This is a genomic window from Hungatella hominis (assembly GCF_014288005.1).
Classification (GTDB): domain Bacteria; phylum Bacillota; class Clostridia; order Lachnospirales; family Lachnospiraceae; genus Hungatella; species Hungatella effluvii.
Window position 1 is genome coordinate 1 of sequence record NZ_JACOPB010000032.1, and the last position, 21,845, is coordinate 21,845.

At 44.6% G+C, this 21,845-nt stretch carries 26 protein-coding genes and 1 tRNA gene; all 27 read right to left on the reverse strand.

Annotated features, from left to right (window positions below; genetic code table 11):
• Positions 1-490: hypothetical protein (locus H8S75_RS30910; RefSeq protein WP_187024755.1), on the reverse strand; the 490-nt coding region annotated here is incomplete at its 3' end.
• Between the two features lie 4 nt (positions 491-494).
• Positions 495-1,196 carry a putative phage tail protein gene (locus H8S75_RS30915; protein ID WP_187024756.1) on the reverse strand — a complete coding sequence of 234 codons (702 nt, stop codon included), beginning with the start codon at positions 1,194-1,196 and terminating at the stop codon, positions 495-497.
• A gap of 3 nt (positions 1,197-1,199) precedes the next feature.
• Positions 1,200-3,734 (reverse strand): pyocin knob domain-containing protein, encoded by a 2,535-nt coding sequence (locus H8S75_RS32960; protein ID WP_243270536.1) that lies wholly within the window; start codon positions 3,732-3,734, stop codon positions 1,200-1,202.
• Entirely contained in the window at positions 3,734-4,765 is a 1,032-nt protein-coding gene (locus H8S75_RS30925; protein ID WP_187024757.1) for a baseplate J/gp47 family protein, read from the reverse strand. Before H8S75_RS30925 ends, H8S75_RS32960 begins: the two co-directional genes overlap by 1 nt.
• Positions 4,765-5,160 (reverse strand): DUF2634 domain-containing protein, encoded by a 396-nt coding sequence (locus H8S75_RS30930; RefSeq protein ID WP_187024758.1) that lies wholly within the window; start codon positions 5,158-5,160, stop codon positions 4,765-4,767. Before H8S75_RS30930 ends, H8S75_RS30925 begins: the two co-directional genes overlap by 1 nt.
• A gap of 1 nt (position 5,161) precedes the next feature.
• A complete protein-coding gene (locus tag H8S75_RS30935) occupies positions 5,162-5,488 on the reverse strand; it encodes a DUF2577 domain-containing protein (RefSeq protein WP_187024759.1) in 327 nt (108 codons plus the stop codon).
• The gene (locus tag H8S75_RS30940) at positions 5,481-6,437 is read right to left on the reverse strand and encodes an XkdQ/YqbQ family protein (protein ID WP_187024760.1); all 957 of its coding nucleotides are present in this window, start codon (positions 6,435-6,437) and stop codon (positions 5,481-5,483) included. Before H8S75_RS30940 ends, H8S75_RS30935 begins: the two co-directional genes overlap by 8 nt.
• Positions 6,438-6,449: 12 nt before the next feature.
• Positions 6,450-7,121 carry a LysM peptidoglycan-binding domain-containing protein gene (locus H8S75_RS30945; protein WP_187024761.1) on the reverse strand — a complete coding sequence of 224 codons (672 nt, stop codon included), beginning with the start codon at positions 7,119-7,121 and terminating at the stop codon, positions 6,450-6,452.
• Positions 7,121-9,643 (reverse strand): phage tail tape measure protein, encoded by a 2,523-nt coding sequence (locus H8S75_RS30950; RefSeq protein ID WP_187024762.1) that lies wholly within the window; start codon positions 9,641-9,643, stop codon positions 7,121-7,123. Before H8S75_RS30950 ends, H8S75_RS30945 begins: the two co-directional genes overlap by 1 nt.
• A 57-nt stretch (positions 9,644-9,700) precedes the next feature.
• Positions 9,701-10,102, reverse strand: a complete 402-nt coding sequence (locus H8S75_RS30955) for a hypothetical protein (RefSeq protein WP_187024763.1) — start codon at positions 10,100-10,102, stop codon at positions 9,701-9,703.
• 245 nt (positions 10,103-10,347) lie between these two features.
• Positions 10,348-10,779, reverse strand: coding sequence for a phage tail assembly chaperone (locus tag H8S75_RS30960; RefSeq protein WP_187024764.1), 432 nt, complete (start codon positions 10,777-10,779; stop codon positions 10,348-10,350).
• A gap of 22 nt (positions 10,780-10,801) precedes the next feature.
• On the reverse strand, positions 10,802-11,278 hold the full coding sequence (locus H8S75_RS30965) for a phage tail tube protein (protein ID WP_187024765.1): 477 nt from the start codon (positions 11,276-11,278) through the stop codon (positions 10,802-10,804).
• Between the two features lie 15 nt (positions 11,279-11,293).
• A complete protein-coding gene (locus H8S75_RS30970; RefSeq protein WP_187024766.1) occupies positions 11,294-12,589 on the reverse strand; it encodes a phage tail sheath family protein in 1,296 nt (431 codons plus the stop codon).
• Positions 12,589-12,783: a hypothetical protein gene (locus H8S75_RS30975; protein WP_187024767.1), complete on the reverse strand. Its 195-nt coding sequence runs from the start codon at positions 12,781-12,783 to the stop codon at positions 12,589-12,591. Before H8S75_RS30975 ends, H8S75_RS30970 begins: the two co-directional genes overlap by 1 nt.
• A 14-nt stretch (positions 12,784-12,797) precedes the next feature.
• The gene (locus H8S75_RS30980) at positions 12,798-13,220 is read right to left on the reverse strand and encodes a phage tail terminator family protein (protein ID WP_187024768.1); all 423 of its coding nucleotides are present in this window, start codon (positions 13,218-13,220) and stop codon (positions 12,798-12,800) included.
• Positions 13,213-13,764, reverse strand: a complete 552-nt coding sequence (locus H8S75_RS30985) for an HK97 gp10 family phage protein (RefSeq protein ID WP_187024769.1) — start codon at positions 13,762-13,764, stop codon at positions 13,213-13,215. The genes H8S75_RS30980 and H8S75_RS30985 overlap by 8 nt, the downstream gene beginning before the upstream one ends.
• Positions 13,764-14,150, reverse strand: a complete 387-nt coding sequence (locus H8S75_RS30990; protein ID WP_187024770.1) for a hypothetical protein — start codon at positions 14,148-14,150, stop codon at positions 13,764-13,766. Before H8S75_RS30990 ends, H8S75_RS30985 begins: the two co-directional genes overlap by 1 nt.
• Position 14,151: 1 nt before the next feature.
• On the reverse strand, positions 14,152-14,490 hold the full coding sequence (locus tag H8S75_RS30995) for a head-tail connector protein (RefSeq protein WP_187024771.1): 339 nt from the start codon (positions 14,488-14,490) through the stop codon (positions 14,152-14,154).
• 4 nt (positions 14,491-14,494) lie between these two features.
• Positions 14,495-15,616, reverse strand: coding sequence for a phage coat protein (locus H8S75_RS31000; protein ID WP_187024772.1), 1,122 nt, complete (start codon positions 15,614-15,616; stop codon positions 14,495-14,497).
• Between the two features lie 20 nt (positions 15,617-15,636).
• Positions 15,637-16,230: a phage scaffolding protein gene (locus H8S75_RS31005; RefSeq protein WP_187024773.1), complete on the reverse strand. Its 594-nt coding sequence runs from the start codon at positions 16,228-16,230 to the stop codon at positions 15,637-15,639.
• 125 nt (positions 16,231-16,355) lie between these two features.
• A complete protein-coding gene (locus H8S75_RS31010) occupies positions 16,356-17,396 on the reverse strand; it encodes a minor capsid protein (RefSeq protein ID WP_187024774.1) in 1,041 nt (346 codons plus the stop codon).
• Entirely contained in the window at positions 17,380-18,909 is a 1,530-nt protein-coding gene (locus H8S75_RS31015; protein WP_243270537.1) for a phage portal protein, read from the reverse strand. The genes H8S75_RS31010 and H8S75_RS31015 overlap by 17 nt, the downstream gene beginning before the upstream one ends.
• A 20-nt stretch (positions 18,910-18,929) precedes the next feature.
• Positions 18,930-20,327, reverse strand: coding sequence for a phage terminase large subunit (gene terL, locus H8S75_RS31020; protein WP_187024775.1), 1,398 nt, complete (start codon positions 20,325-20,327; stop codon positions 18,930-18,932).
• Positions 20,317-20,790, reverse strand: coding sequence for a transposase (locus H8S75_RS31025; protein WP_187024776.1), 474 nt, complete (start codon positions 20,788-20,790; stop codon positions 20,317-20,319). The genes terL and H8S75_RS31025 overlap by 11 nt, the downstream gene beginning before the upstream one ends.
• Positions 20,791-20,867: 77 nt before the next feature.
• On the reverse strand, positions 20,868-21,140 hold the full coding sequence (locus H8S75_RS31030) for a DUF4145 domain-containing protein (protein ID WP_187024777.1): 273 nt from the start codon (positions 21,138-21,140) through the stop codon (positions 20,868-20,870).
• Complete coding sequence (locus H8S75_RS31035) at positions 21,133-21,552, reverse strand: hypothetical protein (RefSeq protein ID WP_187024778.1); 420 nt, start codon at positions 21,550-21,552, stop codon at positions 21,133-21,135. Before H8S75_RS31035 ends, H8S75_RS31030 begins: the two co-directional genes overlap by 8 nt.
• A 98-nt stretch (positions 21,553-21,650) precedes the next feature.
• Positions 21,651-21,724, reverse strand: a tRNA-Met gene (locus H8S75_RS31040).
• Positions 21,725-21,845 lie beyond the last annotated feature (121 nt).

Here is a 21,845-nt window from a genome sequence, read left to right on the forward strand (position 1 = left end):
GCCCGTTAAAATTTACTATACACTCCATTTTTCCGTATTGTATTTTTACATTCCCAATCTGGAGTTTATTGTATTGAGCAATTATAGCGCTACTATCAAGTTTGTTCGCTAAATCACTAATTGCCGAATCAACCTTTTCGTTTACACTATATACGGTCGCTGCACTGGCCGCCTTTGTGGAATCATTTAAGATTTGATTTATGATCATGGTTTTTGTAACAATAGAATCCTTAAAAGACTTAAAATCCTCAAAGAACTTTTTAATTTTTCCCATGAAGACCTTCGGTGTCTCACCAGCTGCTGGCACTGGATAACTAGCTGTAGAAGCTGTAAAAGCAGATACCTTTGTATTGGCTATATCTCCCCCACTGGATTTCACCCTTGCATTGACTTCTGTGTCAATCGTATCGGCGTTGTCGTTAAAATCCTGCACATTAACCGGATCGGACCCTTCCGGTTTCTTTAAATTCAAATATGTTGTTCTTAACATCTTGTTACTCCTTTCCTATCTCTTCCCACGTTTTCCATGCAACGGTATCCCATGTATTTCCAGAAAACCCTTTCCATGTGCCATCGTGATATTCAATTTCGCGCATAGTCCTGAGACCGTCCCATGTCTTATCAGACACATTATCCCACGTCAGTGACCGAAGGCTATTCCATGTTGTATAGGTATACTCAAACGTGTACTTTAAGTGTGCCGGTTTGATTTCCTCCAGCATGGCTATAAACGCTTGCATATTCCGTGGTATTCCCTTAATTCCGATAAATCGAACAATAAAGTGACTGTTTGGATTATCCTCAATCACTTCTACCTCGCCGCCGCTGAAGGCCGCTGCCGTTTCCTCAATCATCTGTTTAGTTGTCGTTCCCTGACCTCGGATTTTAGCAGCTACAATTTCTCTCCGCTGTTCGTATGATAATGAAAGGTTGGTTTCAATACCATACATTTTTTCCCATCTTCCAATAGCCCATGTCACACTGGCAAGAAATAACTGGTCAAATGAATCGCGTATATTATGATATGCCAGCCCGATCTCGTAACCTTCCGCAAGGCACGAAACTTTTGGCTCTCTTTTTTCGATAAGATAATCTGGAACATATCGGGAAACATCATGGTAATATTCTTCCTCATACTGGTCCGCTGCACCTTCCTGAGCGTATTTAGTTAATCCATATCGTGATTTTCCATACACCAATTACACCCCCTTCAGCTGATCCCATGTATAAGCCCCATGAACCTGATTCCAAGTAAAGGGTCCCTGTGGTGTGCCACCAGTCACATGCCCCTGCGCATTTACTGTCACGTTTTGATAAGTACCGGCGGTTACTCCACTATCAGGGTGTTGGAAAACTGTATCCGTAAACTTTGCTCCTACTGGAACAGGAGTTAATACGGTAATATTTTTCCATGTTCCCCACGTGCCACTATAGAGATTCCTTTCAAATGTTCTCGGTGTGCTGGTCACATATTCCACAAGTCTCTGATAAGTCCCAGCGTGTTTTCCCACTTCCATGAAAAAAGACATTGTTGTTGGGCTATTTTTAAATGTTGCAACAGTCGAACTCATTGGACAATAATAATATCCCGGTGTTGTAATTGTATTAAGGTCTGTATCAGCCGCTATATTATTAACATTAAGGTAATTCGCATAATTTGCCGTACCGCCATTTGCCGGTAATGATGCTGGAAAATCAGTTATCTGTGATTTTGTGTGGGTATGAACTGGCAATGCAGTCAAAGCACTATTCCATTTATCAAGCATGGCCTGCGTGATCTTATCTAAAATTGTTTTATTACTATGGGTATGGCTCTGGCTCGTGTCCACATCAGCCTGTGTAATGTAACCTGAATCATTCGTAAACTGAGATAGTTTTGTTGGAATATCAGTAATCTGACTTTTCGTATGATTATGCGTAGATGGTGCAAAGGTACTCGGTTTACCTGTTATCTCAGTCCAGCCATAGGAAGGTTTCGCCGCGGCTTTCGCCCATGCCGCTACATCAGATGCAGGCATAGAAGACGGAAAGTCTGTTATCTGGCTTTTTACATGGTTATGGGCTGACGGCGCAAAAGTACTGGGCTTACTCGTGATTTCTGACCAACTGTATGCCGGCTTATTAGCTGCCTTAGCCCATGCCAATACATCACTGGCTGGCATAGCACTCGGTTTGTTTTTGATATAGGCATCTGAGTTCTCGTCTACGACATTCCAGTCCGCTTGTACATTAACCTCTGCTCCAGTAGCGATTCCTGACAATTTATCAAGCATGGCCTGAGTAAGGTTATCGATGATACTCTTATTTTCATGGGTGTGCTTTTTACTGTTTGCATCGTTCCAGTTTGCTCTCTCTGTCGCTGTGATATGCTTCACGGCATCACCGATGTGCGTGTATGCTGCCGTCCAATTATCAAGCAGAGTCTGAGTAATCTTGTCAATCACCGACTTATTACCGTGCTCGTGCCGCTTATTATAGGCATCTGTCCAATTTGCCAGTAACGTTTCTGTCAGTTTGTCCAGAGTAGACTTATTGCTGTGGGTATGCTTCTTTGCGTTCGTATCATCAAGAGCCGCTTTATCCTCCTTGGAAAGAAGTCCGTCCACGCTCTGGGTCGCTTTTGGGATCGCATTGGCTGAGATCGCAATCCACGCTGTACCGCTCCATCTGTAGGTATAGTCTGTGTCTTTAACATTTACTGTCCAACCATCATCCGGATGAGGGTAAGTAGTCGAAAGGTCCGCGAAGGTATTAACCGCTTCTTTCCAGTCGATGGCCGTTTCCAGCGCAGAAAACTTATTATCCACCTCATTCTTTGTATACTTATCATCCCAATTTGGCTTGTTTGTGCTAATGATATTTCGTATCGAATCTTCAGCTGCCGTGGCTCTTCCTGCCTCAGCCTGGATATTCCCTTGTAATTCCGTCTCTTTTATCTTCGCCCGGTTGGTTTCTGTCGTAATTGCGTCCGTGTTAACCTTCTCTGCGGCTTTCGCCCGGGCTACTTCTGCTGTTAAATTATCTGCATTGGTCTTTTCTGCGGCCTTTGATCTTGTCACTTCGGCAGTTAGATCAGCGGTGAGTTTCCGCTCTGCTTCCCTGGCCCTTTCGGTTTCGGCAGAAAGATTTTCGGTTAGCGTTGCCTCTACTCCCGTTGCACGTGTTATCTCAGCAGAAAGATCTTCTGTCAGCTTCTTTTCAGCCTTTGTAGCCCTGGCCGACTCCAATGCCAGATTATCGGTAAGAACTTTCTCGGCTCCCTCTGCGCGGCGCTTCTCTTCATTCACCTTTTCATCAATCTGCTGTTCTGCCATTATTGCCCTATCTGTTTCGCTCTGTATGATTCTCCCAAGCTCTTTTTCTGCATCTTCGGCTCTGCTCTCTTCTTCATTTAAAGCTTTCTGTGTCATATTGATAGCAGCCTGTACATTATTGATGTCCTCGGCCTCCACAGTATCACCATCACACTCATAGCTGATATAAACCCGCGGTACGTCAGCATATATCCTGATCTCTCGCTTCCATGGAGTAAGGCTGGGCGTAGATAATGCATATGTTTCTATCCGGTCCCCGGTGAGTTTAGGGCCTGTATGTACTGTCAGCGTCATTGGATTGATGTTATCATGCTCTAAGGTTCCACTGTATACACCATCTTTCAAGTCAACACTTTCTTCTATTACATATATGTTTCCGTCAACCTTATTTAATTTTTCCAAAAAACTTGTCAACACCATTACATCACCTCCAGCGCCACGGTTCCAATAATCGGAGTTTCAAGTTCTGTCAGCCTTACATTCTGCGCGGCATCATTCAGGAGTAGGTCAGCATAATCTTCTACGCCCTCTGTATTGATTAATAGATTCCCGATCCGTGCCACACTGATATAATCAGCCTTAAGAGCGTAATTTTTCAGGAAATCTCCTACTGACAATGCAAACAGGTTTTGTACAGTACCTAAGTTCATACCATTTTGTAGTCTGACTTTTACGCGTATATTAATCTGCTTTTCCACGGCAGAGACAACGGATATGGTGGCGCCGATGGGACGCAGTTCATTGATATGGTCTCTTACTCGTTCCAATAGTTCCATTCCGGCCCCGCTCTGATCCGCATCAGTAACCGCAATCTTAACGGTTCCTGGACCGTCCGCCAGTGGGAAGACCTTTGCAGTACCTACTCCGGCGCATTCCATGGACCAGTTATAGTAGTCATACACATTACCGCTGGTAGAAGGCTTCTGAACAGCCGTATAAAAGCGGTCCCGTAAATGCTCTGTATCTTCTTCATCTGTTCCATCTTCCAACACCTCTGTAAGTTCCGCCCGTGTCAATCCGGCAATATAATCAACTGGTATCATGGAACCCAGGCTTCTGCCTCCGACGGTTCCCGGTGTCTCACATTCCATTTTATATACCCTGTCACTGATTTTTTCTATGGCACTATAATTTAGAGTGCCAAGTGAAAAGCGTGACCCGATGGCAATGTCAATATTAAATTCACCTTTCAATACTGCCTTTGTGGCAGGATATGGAGTGATCCCCAACTCCTGACAGCGCTTAATAAGATTTTCACGGTTCTGCGTATCTGCAAAAAACTGATCCATATAATATTCCAGTTCTACGTACATAGCCTCTAACTCTATAGCAGCTGTAGCCAGGGCGGCGTAAATCGGAGAACTCGGCCTGGTATCTATTCCGGCGTTATAGTCCTGTACTTTATTGAGCATCCTTCCAAGGATCGTCTCATATGTCATGTTTTCATACACTATGTTTGCACCTCCTTCTCCGCGCTGACGTCACCATATTTTGTGTGCACCGTGAATTTAACTATCAATTTTTTACCGGAAACCTCAAAAGTAAAAGCATCAACGCTCTGGATTCTGTTATCCTGCATCAATGCTTCTCTGATTCTTTTCTTTACTTTTGATTTTACTACTCCAATCGTTTTACCGAATAAGTCCTTCAGTTCAACACCATAATTCCAGTTATAGATAACCCAGTCATACCGTTCTGTATTAAGGATGCAGTATATGGCCTGCCTTACTGCTTCGATACCGTCCACATAGCCAGATACCGTATCGTCATTGATCCGAAATGTTTTTGATGGTATTTCTTTAATTTCAAAATCCTGTTTCAAAATACTGCCTGTATCCGGTAACATATTATCCTCCCTTCTGCCAGCGGTCTACAACAAGATAATGCTGGGCGCCGCGTTCCTGAATCAGCAGCACTTTATCTCCAGCCGTCAGCGCGTTTTTAATTGTCGCTCTGACTGTTCCGATTCCCGGAATCACCATTTCCTGTATGTGATCCGTCATTGCTTCAGGAACGAGTATCTGTTCTGCATTCAGGATATTTCTCTGATCGATCTGTATTTCCAGCGGTGCATTTTTTGTTACAATCCCTGGGAGAATATCGCACGGATTCTCTGACTCTATGGCCTGGAGCACAATTCTGCGCAGATTCATGATCCAATCATTATCAGCCATTGATACCAGCTCCTCTCAGTTTCAAATCCATCGTATGAATTCCTTCATCAATCTTATGGGTAACAGAGTCTATCAGTAGATAGTTTTTAAGCTGCATATCCTTTATGTCCAGGAAAACCGGGATCAGACACCCGGCCCGGACACGGATATCACCGAAAGCGTTTTTAATGTTCAAGCTTTTCGATGGCTGATTGTGTATTTTCAAGTAAGTTTCCGCTATCTTCTGCCCGTCCGCGCCTTTATCGATAGACTCATTTAACTGGAGCACGCCCCATTTATTGATGTTCTCTGTATTCTTTGCCATGTATGTTTCACGCTTCTTTGTGTCACTGTTATCATAATATACTTTGATCTGGTTATACGTATCGCTGTCTATGCTGATTTTATAGTCATAATCCTGAGCAGTTTTATCATTAATCATGATATCCAGTTTCATATCTTCGACATTCTGTAATGTTAATTTTCCCACATCATCATATAGAACATATATTTTTCCAGTATAGATCATTGTTAAGTCCAATGCATTTAGGATAATATCGAAAAGGGTGCTGTCCTTTTCATTCCTCGAAAGCGGCTGACCTGTATCGGCAAGTATGCCAGTCTGAAGGTTAAAATCTCCGGCAATCGTCTGAATGATCTGTCCCGCGGTAAGATTCGAATAATTATAGCTGTCTTTATTCTTTAAATAGCGCAGCTGGTCATAAACAGTTACTTTCACAATCCCATCACTGCTCCAGCTTCTCTCAAAAACAAAACCAAAGAAAACAGGTTTACCGGCTACATCCAGCCTTACCGCATTTCCTTCCTCAATTATAAGCTTCGAGTCTGGAATAATCGAAAAGGAGCATTTTCCTGGCTGACCACTGCGGTGTGTCTCCCAAGTAATGCTCCCATTAACAACCGGCTCATATACGATCTGGTTATTTTGGATATATAAATGCACTTCCATAGCTAAGCCCCCCTATGCTGGTAAAGTGAGTACCCAGCCTATTTGAATCATGTTAGGATTGCTGATTTTGTCGCGGTTAAGATCGTAGATTTCCCGCCATCGGGTCCCGTTTCCCAGTTGGCGTTTTGCTATAAGAGTCAGGCAATCACCTTTCTGTACGGTATAAGTTTTTGCTGCTGGTACCTCTGCCGGCCGCTGCGGCTCCGGTTCCTCGGCTTCGGGTACGGGCTGATCTTCCACAATCACAAAATTCATGATCTTTGTCCCGTAGCTTTTATACTCCTTCATGGTCAGTGATACAACCAGGTCAAATCCCTCTTTCACATCGTCTGATACTTTGTAATCTTCAAGGGTTACATCAATATTGGTATCAAAGAAATCATTTCTCCCAGGACCATCACGGATTACAATAAATTCAAACGGGGCCCCGCTCTCCTTCAGATCGTGAAGATGGTCAAGAAAGTCCCCTGCATCATTGATACTTCCATCCCATACCGCACTCGGATAATTCATCTGCGGTATGACTACATCAATTGTGATTTCAGCAAGACCCGGGGGCCGGATCAGATTAATTTCCTCCCCATTAATCAGGGTAGTACTCTTATTCTGACCCGGGTATTTGATCGGTATCTTCTGTGGTGGAAGCGGCAGTAACATATCATCAATATATACTTCGTATGCCATTAAGTATGTACTCCTTCCGCGAATGCCGCCAGCGCTTCAGCAGTATCTTCGCCGAGTCTGCGGTTTACGTCGTCAAAATCTGTTTCCGTCTTCAGGGTATTGTGATTTGTTACATCCACTTTTAATTCTGCCAGTGTAAACCGGTTGATGATTTCTTGCTCTGCGGCATCACGCATATATTTTAAATCTTCATCCATCACGTCCATGGAGTCGGCTATTTTCGCGGTGTTGCCCGCTGTGCTCCCCGTGTTTAAGGCTGTTTGTGCTGCGGACTCTGATTCGATATTGAATCCGGCACCTCCGCTCATAATATCCTTTAAGGCGGCTTCACCCGCGGCCCCTTTGTCATACCACTTACTTGCATTATCTGAATAATCAATATATGACATCGATCCAACAATCTCTTTCCAGCCCGACGCGTCTTTTGCTTCTTGTGCCGCTGATTTTATCTGGTTTTGAAAATTGTCAAGGCCAGCTGTGATACTCACCTGTACACCCGGTATCTTATTGATTACATCCTCAATCGCATGAGCCATGTTGACAACATATCCAATCACAGTAGATGCAAGATCATAAAACAGGATCTTTACCGAAGCAACCGGATCGTTCCATACATTATAAAAAAAGTTAATGAAAGCAGCTATTCCATTCCATGTGGGGACAATAAATGTATTAACGATATGGGCTGCAAGCGTTCCAAATATTGCCGCCACTACGCCAGTGGCACTTATAGACGTGCCTTTAAATTTGTTGATTGCCCCGATACCAATATAGATAGCAGCGACAAACAACAGGATAGCTCCTACTATCCATGTTAGCGGACAGGCAAGTAATGCCGCGTTAAGACCGTATTGCGACGCTGTATATGCAATAGTTTTTCCCGTTGCAAGCATTGTAGCCGCCCCTTGCACACCTTTTGCCAAAGCATCAATTCCGGTTATAATTGTACCAATTCCCATAGCCACATTATAAGCTATCACCGCAGCTGTTACACCTCCAATAATTGGAGCAATCCACGACCAATTATCTTGAATAACTCCAGCCGCGTTACCTGCAAAATCTATAATATATCCAAATCCCGTTATTAGCAGATTAAGCCCCCCAGCTACCCCCATTATAACGCTTTCAGCTCGTGGCATATTTGTATTTACTGCGGTAAAAAAACTCATAACTGCTGGATATAATTTCCCTCCAACAACTTCTTTAATGTCCCCCCATGTGTTTGCCATCTGCTGTATTTGGCCTTGCGGAGTGGCCGCCATAATCGAATTCATTTCGCTTACATTATTGGTAATAACCTCGGCCAGCGTGGCAGCGCGTTCCTGTTCGTTTCCATATTTTAATGCTTTTTCCTGAGCTGCATCAAAAGTAACACCCACTCTGGTAAGCGCTCCAACCTGCCCCTGCATAACTTTTCCCATCATATTACCGATATTGACCATATCCTGGGAACTGACATTTACACCATTTTGCTGCACTGCCAGATTATTCATTGCAGGTATCAAAGTGCTTAATGCGGTATCTGTAGTTAAAAAAGTAGATAACTGCTGTGCACCGGATAACTGTACCTCATCACCAACAACACCCAATTGCTGCTGTGCAGATGTCAAGTCTTTAATGCTCTGTATCATTTCAGGAGTAGCCCCCATGCGCTGCCGCATAACTGCCCCTAGTTTTGTTTCGGCTTCTGTTTGGACATTTTGTAATGATGTAGTATCACCGACAAAATTGACGGCCATTTTTATGCCTTGAACTCCTAAATACATACCAACAAACTGCTTTATTTTGCTTCCGAGAGCAGTGGCCGCGCCTTTCCCTTCGGTGATTGATCTGTTAAATTGATCCTGCGCAACTATATTATCCTTTATATTTACTTCCGCAGTATCCATAACAGAGACAAGCTGTCTATATGCTGCATTAGCAGCGCTGATATCCATATGGGACATAGCGTCACTTAAGTCTCCCTGAATAGAGGTTGCCTGACTCAATTGACCATTCAACGTCACCAATTCCTGATTGACTTTATCAGTACGCATATCAATAGGAATGTTATTAATCTCCTGTACACGCAAGGAAAGCGCCTGCATACGGTTTTCCACTGCCGCCACATCATTAAGCATTCCCGGAGGCGTCACAGTCATGTTACGTGCCTGTGAAGAAATTGCCTGTTGAGTCTGGTACAATTGTTGAGCTGCTGTGTTTGCTGTTTGGTATTCCTGCTGAAATTGTTCTGATCCAGAGACGGAAGGTGTCTGAACTGTCATAGCACTATTCCATGCCGGTTCCTGAACTGTGACTGGCTTATTTTGTACAGCTTCTAATTCCTGTTGGTATTCTTCAACCGCTGCTGAAGCTGCCTGTACTGCTTGCGTTGTAGCATTCCATTGAGCGCTATTAACAGCTGTTTCGGATGCGGTCTGTGCTGCCGAAAAGCTACTTACCATCATATTCATGGCCGCTGTTATAGACTGTAGTGCAGGCGTCATACGATCATTTATTTGCATTGTTGAACTTACCGACATACATTCACCTCCTTTAAAGCAAACTAAAAGCACCCTGATTACTCAAGGTGCCAAATTTCAAATTTCATAAGTTTTAGGTTTAACGTTCTTTTGAACAATTTTGACCAATTTAGCTATCTCCCCCATTGTTTTAGCTGAAACGTCACATAAATCAAAACGTTTTTCAATATTATCTTTTGTCAAATAATGAAACACATAAAAATCTTTTTTCCCGCCAGCTAAAGGGGCATTCCCTTTATATTTTTCCATGTATGTTTTTTCTGTATATATCTCTATTCCATATATTTTATCCAGTTTTAGCTTTACTTGATTATGGTTAGTTAAATCGTCAATAACGAGAAATTCTCCCTCAGCAGATATTTTCAGTGCATCATCTGAAATTATACCAGGTAAACTCCCTTCATAATAAACAACTCTAAATTCTTTTATTACTTCTGACTTTTTTCCGAACAATCCCATGGTACACGCTCCTTTCTCTTATGAGCATATCATACCATATTATTATTCCAGAATCTACCGTCTTTTCCCTTTGCTCTTTTGCTTTAACCTCTTCTCAGCCTCTTTATCATTTTTAATTTTGATCTCCACCGCAGCGGCTACATAAGCCTGTTCCATCTCGTCAAGTTCCAAATACTCATGCGGCCACTTGTGGAGTTTATGGAGACAGTAGTATGCGATATTCGCCTCCAGGCTGTCCCCCTCGATTAGTTTTTTGCTTCTTCTACCTTGTCCTGAAACGTTTCTTTAAATCCATGATACTCCTGGACCCGGTTTATGAAATCGTTGAATTCTCCGGGATCGTCAAGCATTTCCGTAACCAGCTGCTCAGCCCCCATAACACCGTAAGAATCCTGTAATTCTTTATCATTTAAATTAGGGAACACCACGCAGGCTGCTAACATTTTTGTGACATACTGTGTACCGTTGAATTTCGGCCGGAACACATTCGGCTTTCCTGTTACCTGTACATCAACCGTACATGCCTCACGGATAGCGTTATCCTCTTTTGTAGTAAGCGGCTTAACCTCCCACAATAAAGGAGCCCCATTATCATCCGTTAAAGACATGGTTGCCGGAATTTTAATATTCTCTTTCGTCTTTTTATTCTTCTTTAAAAATCTGCTTAAATCTCCCATAATCGCTTATCCTCTCTTTCTTTTACTGCATACCGGTGAGATCACCAAATGTCTCTGGAATTTCAAAATCCTCGAAGGTAAAATCTGCATCCTCATCCAGATATTCCGCATCTGCGTCAAACTTCGCCAGGATTCCACCATCGAGGTTACAATCTTTTAAAATAACGGTCTGGCGTCCCACTCCGGCTGTTGGGTCCTCGTTTGTGACCTGAATATCAAAATACACGTCCTCTCCCGTCTCCTTATACCGATACAGGAGTTTTCGGAAAACGCTTGTATTATAATGGAAGGTAGCTGATCCGCTTCCTTTCCAGCCCGTTGTTTTATTTCCCTTTCCCGTCTTTCCCAGAATCGGAATTTCGGACTTTGTTTTTTCGATCTTTGCTTCCAGGTTGATCGCCTGCATAAAATTATACCGGTTTCCCTCGATGGTAACGAAACACTCTGCCAGTGATGCGCTGATTGCGTCCTTTGCATTCATAATCGGATTACTTAACATTTTCCTTACTCCTTCCTACTGTACTACCACAGTCATGTATAACTGGCTCATGCAGTTAATCGGCTCTACGGGGAAACTCACTGTAACAGACCGCTTATTCTGCCCCTTTTCAACTGTTATATTATCAGCTGTGACAGCCTCAATAGCCCTAATGCCGGCCAGCTTATTCCCGTATGTAACAATATCGTTCCACAGGCTTACACGGCCTGCATCATCGTTCGGAACCTTTCCGAGATATCTATCGTTAAACATAGACGCGATATCATTACCGATCTGATCCAGCACACGGATAGTCTGATTGCTTGAAAAGTCTTCGCTCTTCTCATCCGTATAATGAGTAAGGGTATTGATATCCATCAGCACACGGATTTCATTCCCCACTTTGTGGAACATGAATTTCCCTGCCTTAATCCCTTCAGAAAGCTGTGTCTGCGTATAGTCGGCCTTTACTGTGTATTCTCCGTCGTAGGTCCTGTTCTCGTTTGTTTTGTTGACAGCACAGGCCGCCTCTGCTCCTGCCGTCCAGTATACAAGCCCATGAGCCAGTTCCTCGGTTTCGTTCTCAACCGAAATTACACCTTCATAGTCTGCGGCCTTCTGGAACATTACAGTCTGGAATTTTACACCGGCCTCATCTCGTAAGCGCTTTGTGTATGCGACGTATAGCGCCTTTGTGGATTCATCAGTAACCGGGCAGCACAGTACATGGAAAGTGTGAGATTCCATGGCCGCCAGAAACTCGGAATGCTCTGTGCCTGTTGGAGTCTCCCCGTCCGCTCCGCCTGCCAGCGCAATGCCGGCTGTAGTCGCAAGCGTACTGTCTTTTTTGAAAATAACATAATCGTTATCCTTCAGCCCGGACGCCGTTGCCACCGTCTGCTCATCTACGAGTTTACTATCCAGGTATGTTTTCACATCGTATTTGCTTTCATCATCTACATTTTTAGCTACTACGATCTTAATTGCATTACCGCGAACGCCGCCATATCTTGCCGTGGCATAGTTGTTTGCTGCCTTCGTACCTGCCACAAGACGGTAAAAGACGCCCTTAACTGCATATCGGAAAACTTCTCTCAGCGGAAGCAATTCCGGGGCTTCGTATGGATAACCGAAGATTGCCATACAATTCTTCTGGAAATCCTCTGCGGTCACCTCGAACGCGGTTTTCTCCGGCCCCCAGCTAAGAGTAAGCGGGACCGCTACGATTCCACGATCCGATACAGCCGCCGCGGCACGTGCAGCACTTACAAAATTAATATAACTCCCTGGGAGTACTTTGTTCTGGCTTGTAAAACTTCCACCACCAAACATTATTCCACCTCACCTTTCATATACTTTTCAATCACTTCATCGGCCTCTGCTATCGTGTACATTTTGCCTGGGTCAAGAAGTGCGTCAATCTGATCCTGCTTATTCCTGTAATGGGCTGCAATAATCAGCTGTGTCTTTGTGTATTTAGCAGCTTCACACTGCTTTTCCTCTTTATTTGCTGGCTGCCTTGCCATCTATACCACCTCTCTCAATTAACTTTGATTTCACTCATGCCATCTTCCTGTATAGTTTCCCGGATATCAAATGCATTGTATTGTACAAAAAATGTCAGAACACCATCGTCAATACGACCGCTCCGGTCTGTTCCGTTTATCTTCCGGCCGTTTTTCAATTCGATCCTGTGCATCTGATCCATTAAGATATCCAATACCCGGTTAAGCTCACGAGAGGGCTTTACTATGTCTCCTGGCAGGAATTGAATGCACATGGCATTCTTACGGTAATACCTCGGCCCGATCATAGGCTTCTCAGAAGGTTCCAAAAACTGTACAAAAAAACAAGGTTCCGAAAGTCCCTGTTCTACTGCATCCGTATAGATTGTGTACCCGGCTTCTGGTGGAAACAGCACGGATAACTGCTTTGTAACTGCGTCCATGATCTCGTTATACATCAAGACACCCCCTCAAGTATTCATTGAGTTTCTTTTCCAGAAGAGCCGGTGCAATCTCCTGTATCTTCTGTTCCGAGATTGTAAGCATGAACTTTCCTTTTACCCAGCCTTTATGGTTTGCCGTCCGGTGTCCATATTCCACATACTGAGCATATAATACAGGGTTAATAATCTCAATTTCATACAGGTCTCCATTGTGTCTTATCTCTCCTATGGTCCAGCCGCGGCGAAGCGTACCACCAGTTTTACCCGATGACTTAGGTGTGAACTTTACTTTCTTTGCCGTTGCCTTTGCAGTAAAACTCACGTGTTTTCCAGACTTTGTATCAAACTCAACACGACGCTGCGGCAGATGCGCGATAAATTCAACAGTCTTGACATTGTAGACACCTACAGGGGTTCTCTGTTTAACCATTCTTAATAGTCTGGCCGCCAGTTCCTTCGCACACTGCTGACAAAATTCGTCCCTTCCTTTTTCGATCTGCTCAATTTGCTTTTGCAGTTTTTTTACATCTTCGAAGTCAAAATTACCCCATTTTGCCATTAAGCATACCCCTTCCATAAATCCAGAAGTATCTCTTGATGCGAGGAGTACACAGCTGCTTTGCCGCTTTGCCCGTATACCTCTGTCCGCCCGTGCTGTGTCACTTCGATTTTGCTGCCTGGAGGAATAACAATTTCCGGTGCCAGAAACAGCTTGATCACCTGCGCAACTTTGGTGATAGTATCGGTTCCCTCTGCGGCGCCAGAACTCGAAAAAGAGAGATGGCACGTTTGATTCTCCATCTTGCAAACCTCTTCCAGTGATGTTACGCCCGTTTCTGGGTCCCTTTTCGGCTCCCTGTTATAAATGTTGCAGGAACCGTCATAGGTTGCCTCTATGGCGGCCCTGTGCATTTTCTGAGCCTGTCTGATCGCGTCTGCTATCATCTTACCACCTCAGTTTCCGGTACCGGTTAAGCTGTCCCTGATAGTCCTTCAGCATGCCGCCGTTTAAGGCATCAGCCGCGCTGGTAAAACTCGTGGATATATCTCCTTCTGATATGGAAGCCACCGTCACCGGGGCACCGGGATCACCGGGCCGATCATACCGATAGAGATCAATCGCCATTCGATAAGCCGTGTTGGTTAATCCTGTTGGCAGTTCCTCCAAATTGCAATAATTCAAAATAGTTTCTGTCACATCATCAATGACAAATTCCAGTGAGAGGTCCCGGGAAGTATCGCCTTCCGCTATTCCCAGCAGCCCCTTTAACTTCCCCGCCTCCATAGGCTTAACCTCTGGAAATGATACGGGCAATCGGGATGGCTTTATGATCGATAACCTTTAATCCCTGTCCGGTGCCGCCGTTATTAACCAGAGTCCAGTTCCCACCGTTTGCCAGTTCCTCATTTGTCGGTGATAAGGACGCCTGAGTTTTCTTTGTGTAGGAAATACCGTACGGAGCATAGCAGGCACGGTCACGGGTATACAATGTGGTTTCCCCGCCGTTTGTCTTCGGGTCGCGCTGCATTTCGTTCGGAACCTCTGCGCCGATCTTCTCGAAATCAATCGCACCGTCTCCCAAAACGTATGTGGTGTATTTTTCATAGGCTGGCACTGCCGGCACATAGCCTTCTGTTCCAGACGTTCCGCTCTCTTCTACTGCGTCTACATGTTCTACCGGCATGGAATCATCAATGATTACCGCCCGGCCATTCCATGTACCGATTGCAAGGTCACGCTGAATTCCGTCAGCATCGGTATACTTCATGTAGGACAGAAGCCGCAGGTTCTCCAGGTTGGTCGCGACGGTGGAGTGCATGATCGCAATCGTGAACTTTGATTTGTTATCTCCTGATGCTTTCTGGATTGCTGTATTCAGGGTTGTTGGGCCTACGCAGCTTAATGCATTCCCATCCTTATCCTCACCGGTCACCGCTGTGATATCATAAGTATGACCGTTGACAAACTCCACGTTCTTTGCGCCTGTCATTGCAAAGATACCCTTCAGCACTGCCAGAAGCACATCCTGATACACATCATCCCACCAGCCTGATACCTGCTGGGCTACGTTATCCATAAAGTCCACACCGCCGGTAATATCGGTGGAGAAATCGTCCTCTGTCCATGCTTTGGACCGTCCCCATACTACCACACTTCGCTCAAAGGTTGTGGTTCTCTCAGACGTGATATCCGTCTTTCCATCATAGTTGAGCGGTGCCCCTTCCAGCAGTCCCTTCATTGGTAATGTTGCGTAAGAAGTACCTGTCTGGGAGCTGAACGCCTGTCTGATCTGTTCGTTTCCCTTAATGGCCCTCGACTTAATCAGTTCATTTCTTTTTGTTTTGGGAATCCGGTCCACATACTTTCCAAATGCTTCCGGGTTAAATGTTTTCTCGTTAAATTTTGCCATGTCTTACCTCTTCCTTTCTTTTATTCGATTGCAGCTCCCGGATTTGTTTCCAGGTATTTGCACATCTCACTGTAGGTCATTTCTGATGGTTTCTTGTCTGACGGCGGCGTCCCAGCACCCTCCGCAGGCTTCCCGCCTTTGATCTGGACCTGAGCCGGCTTTTCTTCTTTGAACAGAAAGGCTTTTTCCTTTTTCAGTGACTTTAACTGTTCTTCAAGTCCTGTTACCTTCCCATCATCGGATAAGATCAGCTTCGATTTATCAAACAGCCCGGCAACTAAATCGCTATCCTGCGCTGATTCACCGAGAGCCAGCTTGATTGCCGTGGAAAGCTTCAGTTCTTTCATATCGGCATCGTACTTCTCCATGGCTGCCTGATTATCCGCCTGAAGTGTAATGATCTGCTGTTTCAGCGCTTCCGTATCTCCGGTTGAGTTCTTAAGTTCTTCCAGCTGCTTATCACGCTCTGCCACCTGGGCCGCCATGGTGTCCCGCTCCTGCTTCATAGAATCATAATCTGCCTTCGCCGCATTCACATCGTTGTCATTCTCTGCCATGATCTTGTCAATGGCTTCTTTCTCCAGTCCCAAATCCTCTAAAAACTTCCGTTTCATCTTTCCTCTCCTCTACGATTTATTACGCGGTATCTCCGCATGATTGTAAGTTAAGCCGACTGTTTTACGCCTGATCTGCTGGCAATGGGATACAAAAACAGCACACCAGAGATTCCCAGTGTGCTTCATAAGAATGTTTGCTTCCATTCTTCATATTTCATATTTGCAGGTACCTGATAGGTCTTACCAGTATCCTCGTTTCTGGCCGCCCGTGTCTCACCTTCCGTGAATTCATCATCAAAGTATGGAATCGTTGTAGTTCTGCAATTTGGGTGAAAAGGCGGTGCTGTAGTTCCCACCTCATAATCCTTCATATCGAATACCTTCCCGTCCATCTCCTGGCATATATCCGACGTATGACTGTCCAATGTTGCCAGTATCTCGTATTTCTCGACACTTAGGTCCTTAAAACATTCCTTCTGTGCCGCAGATGAGATTGCCGCTGACTCCGTCATAATGAGTCTTCCTGCCTGTGCTCTGCTGACGTCCATCGCCTTTGACATGTTATTGATGGCCTGTTTCGGATCAGCACCGCGTATAATGCTTTGGGTCAGTTCTGTGTGCAGATTGTTTACCAGCTTATCCTTGTTCGTCCAGATCCGGTCTGAGAAGTTTTTTCCGTCCTGCGCCCATGGTTTTTTTATAAGAGTATCAATAGTGCGGCTATCGATCTGCACTATATTGCTTCCCACTCCGGTACCTTTTGCAACTTCAAAGGCAGTGTGATAATACTGTTCCCCGTAAGAATTATGAAGAAACTCTGTTATTCCACCTTCAAACTCTGTGGATAACAGTTCCGCATGTTGCTGAGTTTGCAGCTTCATGGCCTCCAGATAAGAAATATGGTGGCGCGCAGAAGCATTTTCCAGTTCCTTCATCCATCTCTGGTCTACTGCATTTTCTTCCCCGGCTTTTATGTACTGCTCTACGGTCCAGTGGAACTCTTCCAATTCATTCTTTTTTAGCAACCGTTTAGCCTCTGCATAGCTGACACCGTTATTATCTGCCAATCTTTGGTACCATCGTTCAATGTCCATCTGTAGGCTGTTAGAAGCTTCTCTGTACTGTTTCTGAACATCTTGGTAATACTCTGCGCTACGCTTGTACTGGCTATCCTCTAAGGCTCCCATTCTCTTCTGCCAGTACGAACTACTTTTCTTCGCCATTCAGGCCCTCACCGCCTCTCGGCTCTGTATCAGGTGGTCCCTGTCCAAATGCCTGTTGGTATGGGTCCATCTGCTCCATTTTCTTTTGCTCTTCCTCCTCCAGAAGTTTCATAGCCTCTTCCACATCGTCCACCCACGGGTGTTTTTGCAGAATCAACTTTGTCGGAAGGAATCCGACGGACTTCATACAGTTATCAATTAACTCCGTCTCATTGACAAGAATATTACGGTTGAATGTGATATCCACCTCTACCGCCTCGAAGTCCCCGCCTCCGGAATTCATCAGATACTGATCCACAAACCAGAACAGGTCTTCAAAAGCTGCTTGATATTCCGTTTCCATATCCTGCGCGTCTAACTCGATATCCTGATAGATCGTCTGTATATGCATCTGATTGGCATCACCAGTCAGCCGGTTATCTTTGGCATCATAGGATTTGCAGTTCTCGATCAGCGCTTGTTTAAATATCTCCAGAATCGCTTTATAATTCTCTGAATTGACTTCTACTGTCAGGGTTTTTACATCACCGCCTGATCCCGTTCCGTCACTCCGTACTTTCACTGCTCCATACTGTGAAAGATTCTTACGGAACTCTCCCAGATTCTGACCATCGTAATTGACGAGAATCAGGATCGTGTTCCTGGCATCTTCACACATGTTATTTTCAAAGCTGCTCACCATCAGATTTATTCCGTCCTGAAGGCTTTTACAGCACCGAATCAGCGGTATTTCATGGGCGTTGCGCTTAAATGGAATCAACGGCACCCGTTCCCAGTTATAGGGGACTTCCACATGCTTTCCGTCCGGATCATGCTGTTCCACCAGGTAATGGGCGCCGGACGGGTGCATCACATCTGGAATCAGATGCGCTCCATCTAATTGATATCGTTCAACACCATCTTTGGAGTATAGTTCGAAAAACTCATACGTCTTTTCCGTCTCTCCCTCATAGCCATCAATTTGATACAGCCGCCCAAAGCAATCCAGCTCCGTGTGCTCCTCATCAGCCCAAAACGGGATAATCTCGTAATTATTAAACCGCTTAAAGCACAATCTCCCCTCTGTATTGTAATAGGGGTAGAGATAGCCGATTCCGCCGTTAATGGAGTCTCCGGCCACGCGCTTTAAGGAACGCATGAAACGCTTATCCAGTATATCCTTTAAGGCTTCTGTATAAGCGTCGTTTTCAGTCGTAATGGTAAAAGGTTTTGACAACAGATAGTTTTTCTTCTGATCAACCGCCTTCTGATATTGATTATCCACGATCCGGTTGTCTGGCAGATTCTTAACCGGCTCCAGTTCCCCCTTCTCGTTAATGGCTTTTCGCGGCGTGTGGAGTATATCCTGATCTCCCTGGTAATACTGTTCCGCCAGAATCATTGTCTTACGCACAGGAGATTGCTTCCACTTCTGTATTTCCTTCTCCAGAAAACGTATATCTCCCATCATAGTTCTTGCTCCAGCATTTACAATGGCGTTGATGCGTCGGGTCTCGCTGCCATATTCAATCATCAATCTTCTCACCTTCTTTCTTACTCGAAACTAAATGCACTACCGGCGCCGATCTTCTCAGCAATGCCCGTAGTGGCATCTGGGGCATCATCATGCTTATTTTTACCCTCTCTCTGGTATTTCACCATAGCGTCGTAATACTCCGGCCAGCGATTTCTCCAGTCTTCCGGGTAGTAAATATGCTGCATCACCCAGGAAGAATTGGAATAAATACGGGCCTGTTTGTTTTTGTTCTGGCTGAACCACCTGACAATTGTGTGATTGCTGCGTAATTCCTGCTGTAATATGCGTTCCACGTTCCGGGCAAAGCCGCGGCCACCATTGTTTGATTCGATATCCGCCACATTCACCATATCTTTCTCGAACATTTTAGCCGTGGCCGGTTCTGTAACCTCCATCGGCTTTTTGGTATACAGCACGTCCAGTACATAAGCCTCGTTGGAAAACGTCACACCGTAATCAATGCTGCACAGATAATCGTCTCCGGTATCCGCCGTATCCGTATAGTTCCGTATCTCCTTGAACTGCGGCAGCTCCCCACGATATGTCTTGAAACTGGTGTACAGTCTGCCCTTTAAGTCAATCGGCTCCTGCTGGTAGTTGGCCGATGCGATATCGGCGCCCATTGCCCTGACCTTATTACAGTAAGACCGGTAGGACAACACCTCTGGACACAGCATCTCATGTGTTTCTGGATTCAGTAGTGCCCTCATACTGATATGCCTTACCCGCTGACCAGATTCTGAAAAGTATTCCAGTGCTTTCCCCGCTAGGTCGTCACTAGCCCATCTGGTCATGATAATGATGATCTTTCCACCTTCCTCCAGACGGGACAGCATCGTATCTGTGAACCATATCCAGTGTTTTTCTTTGGTCAGCTCATTGTTCGCTTCCTCCGCGTTTTTGATAAGATCATCGATGATTAGAAGAGAAGCGCCGAAACCCGTTGCTGTACCGGTGGGTGATGTAGCTAAATAGTTGTTATACCTGCCCTCCAGACTCCACAGGTTCATGGCACCGTCACCGTGCTTAATACGTACATTTGGAAAAATATCTGAGAACACGATCCGGTTCTCGTCTGCTTTCTCCTCCATGATATCGTTGCGGACGTTCTTTGAGAACATCGTGGAAAGTGTCTCGTTGTAGGAGCCTGTCATGATCTTTTGGCTCTGGTCATTTCCCAGCACCCACTCGACCAGGAGGCCGGCCGTACGGCTCTTGCCATGGCGCGGTGGCTCATTGACCACCATAACCTCATCATCAGACTGTACGAAGTCCTGGAAGGCATTACAGAGATCTATCAGGTACTTCCGGTCCTCTTTGTAGAAGTCCGGTGCCTTTAAATGGCAATAAAAAAAGAACTCCCTGCGGGCTAATTCGCATTGAGCTCCCCTGATTATGTCCGCTCTATCCACCATGGATCAGCTTCCTTAATTCCTCTGTGGTTAATCCTGCATATGGATTCCCTGTTTTAACTTCTCCAGACAGTTCCATATCATGCTTATCTCGCCACTGCATCGGTCTCCGGTTCTTCAGCCAGAATATCTGTGCTGTGGTGTCTGGAATAACCTCTTTCACTGTTTTGGTTACTCTCTTCACCGGAACGCCTTCTACCATGTATTCTTCCGTTTTGGTCTCTGTATACTCATATCCCAGGGCTCGCTTAAGGAGAGCGTTCTCGACCTCTATATCAACCACTTCTTTTCCCTTTTTTAGGGCCTCGGATATCTCGGGATATTTCTTTTTCCAATCATATAGCGTAGCCGGGTTAATGCCTATGTTCTCTGCTATCTGCTCGTCTATCAGGCCATCTCTCGCCCATGCCTCCAGTTTCAGCAAGCCATCAGGCGATAACCAGTATTCATATTTTCCTTTTGCCATCAGGCTCACTTCCTTTCTGCTTTATACAAAATAAGAGAGATGATCTTTTTCATCTCTCCACCTTGTGTCATCTTTCATTATAAATGCATATCTTGCTCGTATTGTTGCGTGAGCTTTTCAATTTCAATCCAATGTAAAATAAGATTTATCATAATTTTTAAATCTTTTATATCTTTATTTTCCCATTTTCTTACATAATGAGTTTCATCATTACCTAAATATACAGCACCTTTAGCCATAGATTTGATCTTCGGATAATCAATATACTCATCTATGCATTTTCCTAAAGGCTTTACTTTTATTTTTTCAGTTTCTTCTTGATGTGCTTTGATTGCATAGTCTTTAACCAAAAAACTCAACTGCCTTGCGATATCCCATACCTGCAATTTCATCTAACCCATACGTTTCTGCCATTAGTGCTTGATTATATACTTTACAAAATGTAGGAGATAGTTTTTTGAGATCATCATCAAATTCCCGCCCCGCTCTATTGACAGGATACACCTCCAAACATTCCGATTCCGTCTCCCTATCATCACTCTTACATTTTTGTATAATTATTTGATTACAATTCGGACATTGTAGTATAGTATAATAGATATTATTGTCTATTGATAACTGGCAAACCAGTTCAAAATGAACATTTAAATCGCATACAGGACATCTTAATAATTCTGTCAATTTTCTTTTTTTGCAGTAATCAGAGTAATCGATTTGTTGACAAGAGTTCATATTATTTGTAAAAACAGAATTAAAAACCATTATATTACCTCCACCATTTTTCTTCCATCATACACCAAAATATGTCAAAAGAAAACACCCATCTTGCGACAGGTGCTTTAAAAGGAGGACATGAATACTTGCGCGGGTAGGATTTGGACCTACGATCTCCGGGTTATGAGTCCGGCGAGCTGCCTGACTGCTCCACCGCGCTGTATACCGGATCGTCTCCGGTATTGCCCTTATTGATTTTGAAAGGTCTATTAAGGGAGAACTTTTAGACCTTGCCGTAAAAGCGTGTCAGGGTTGTGTTTTATTGATACACTTTTCTCATT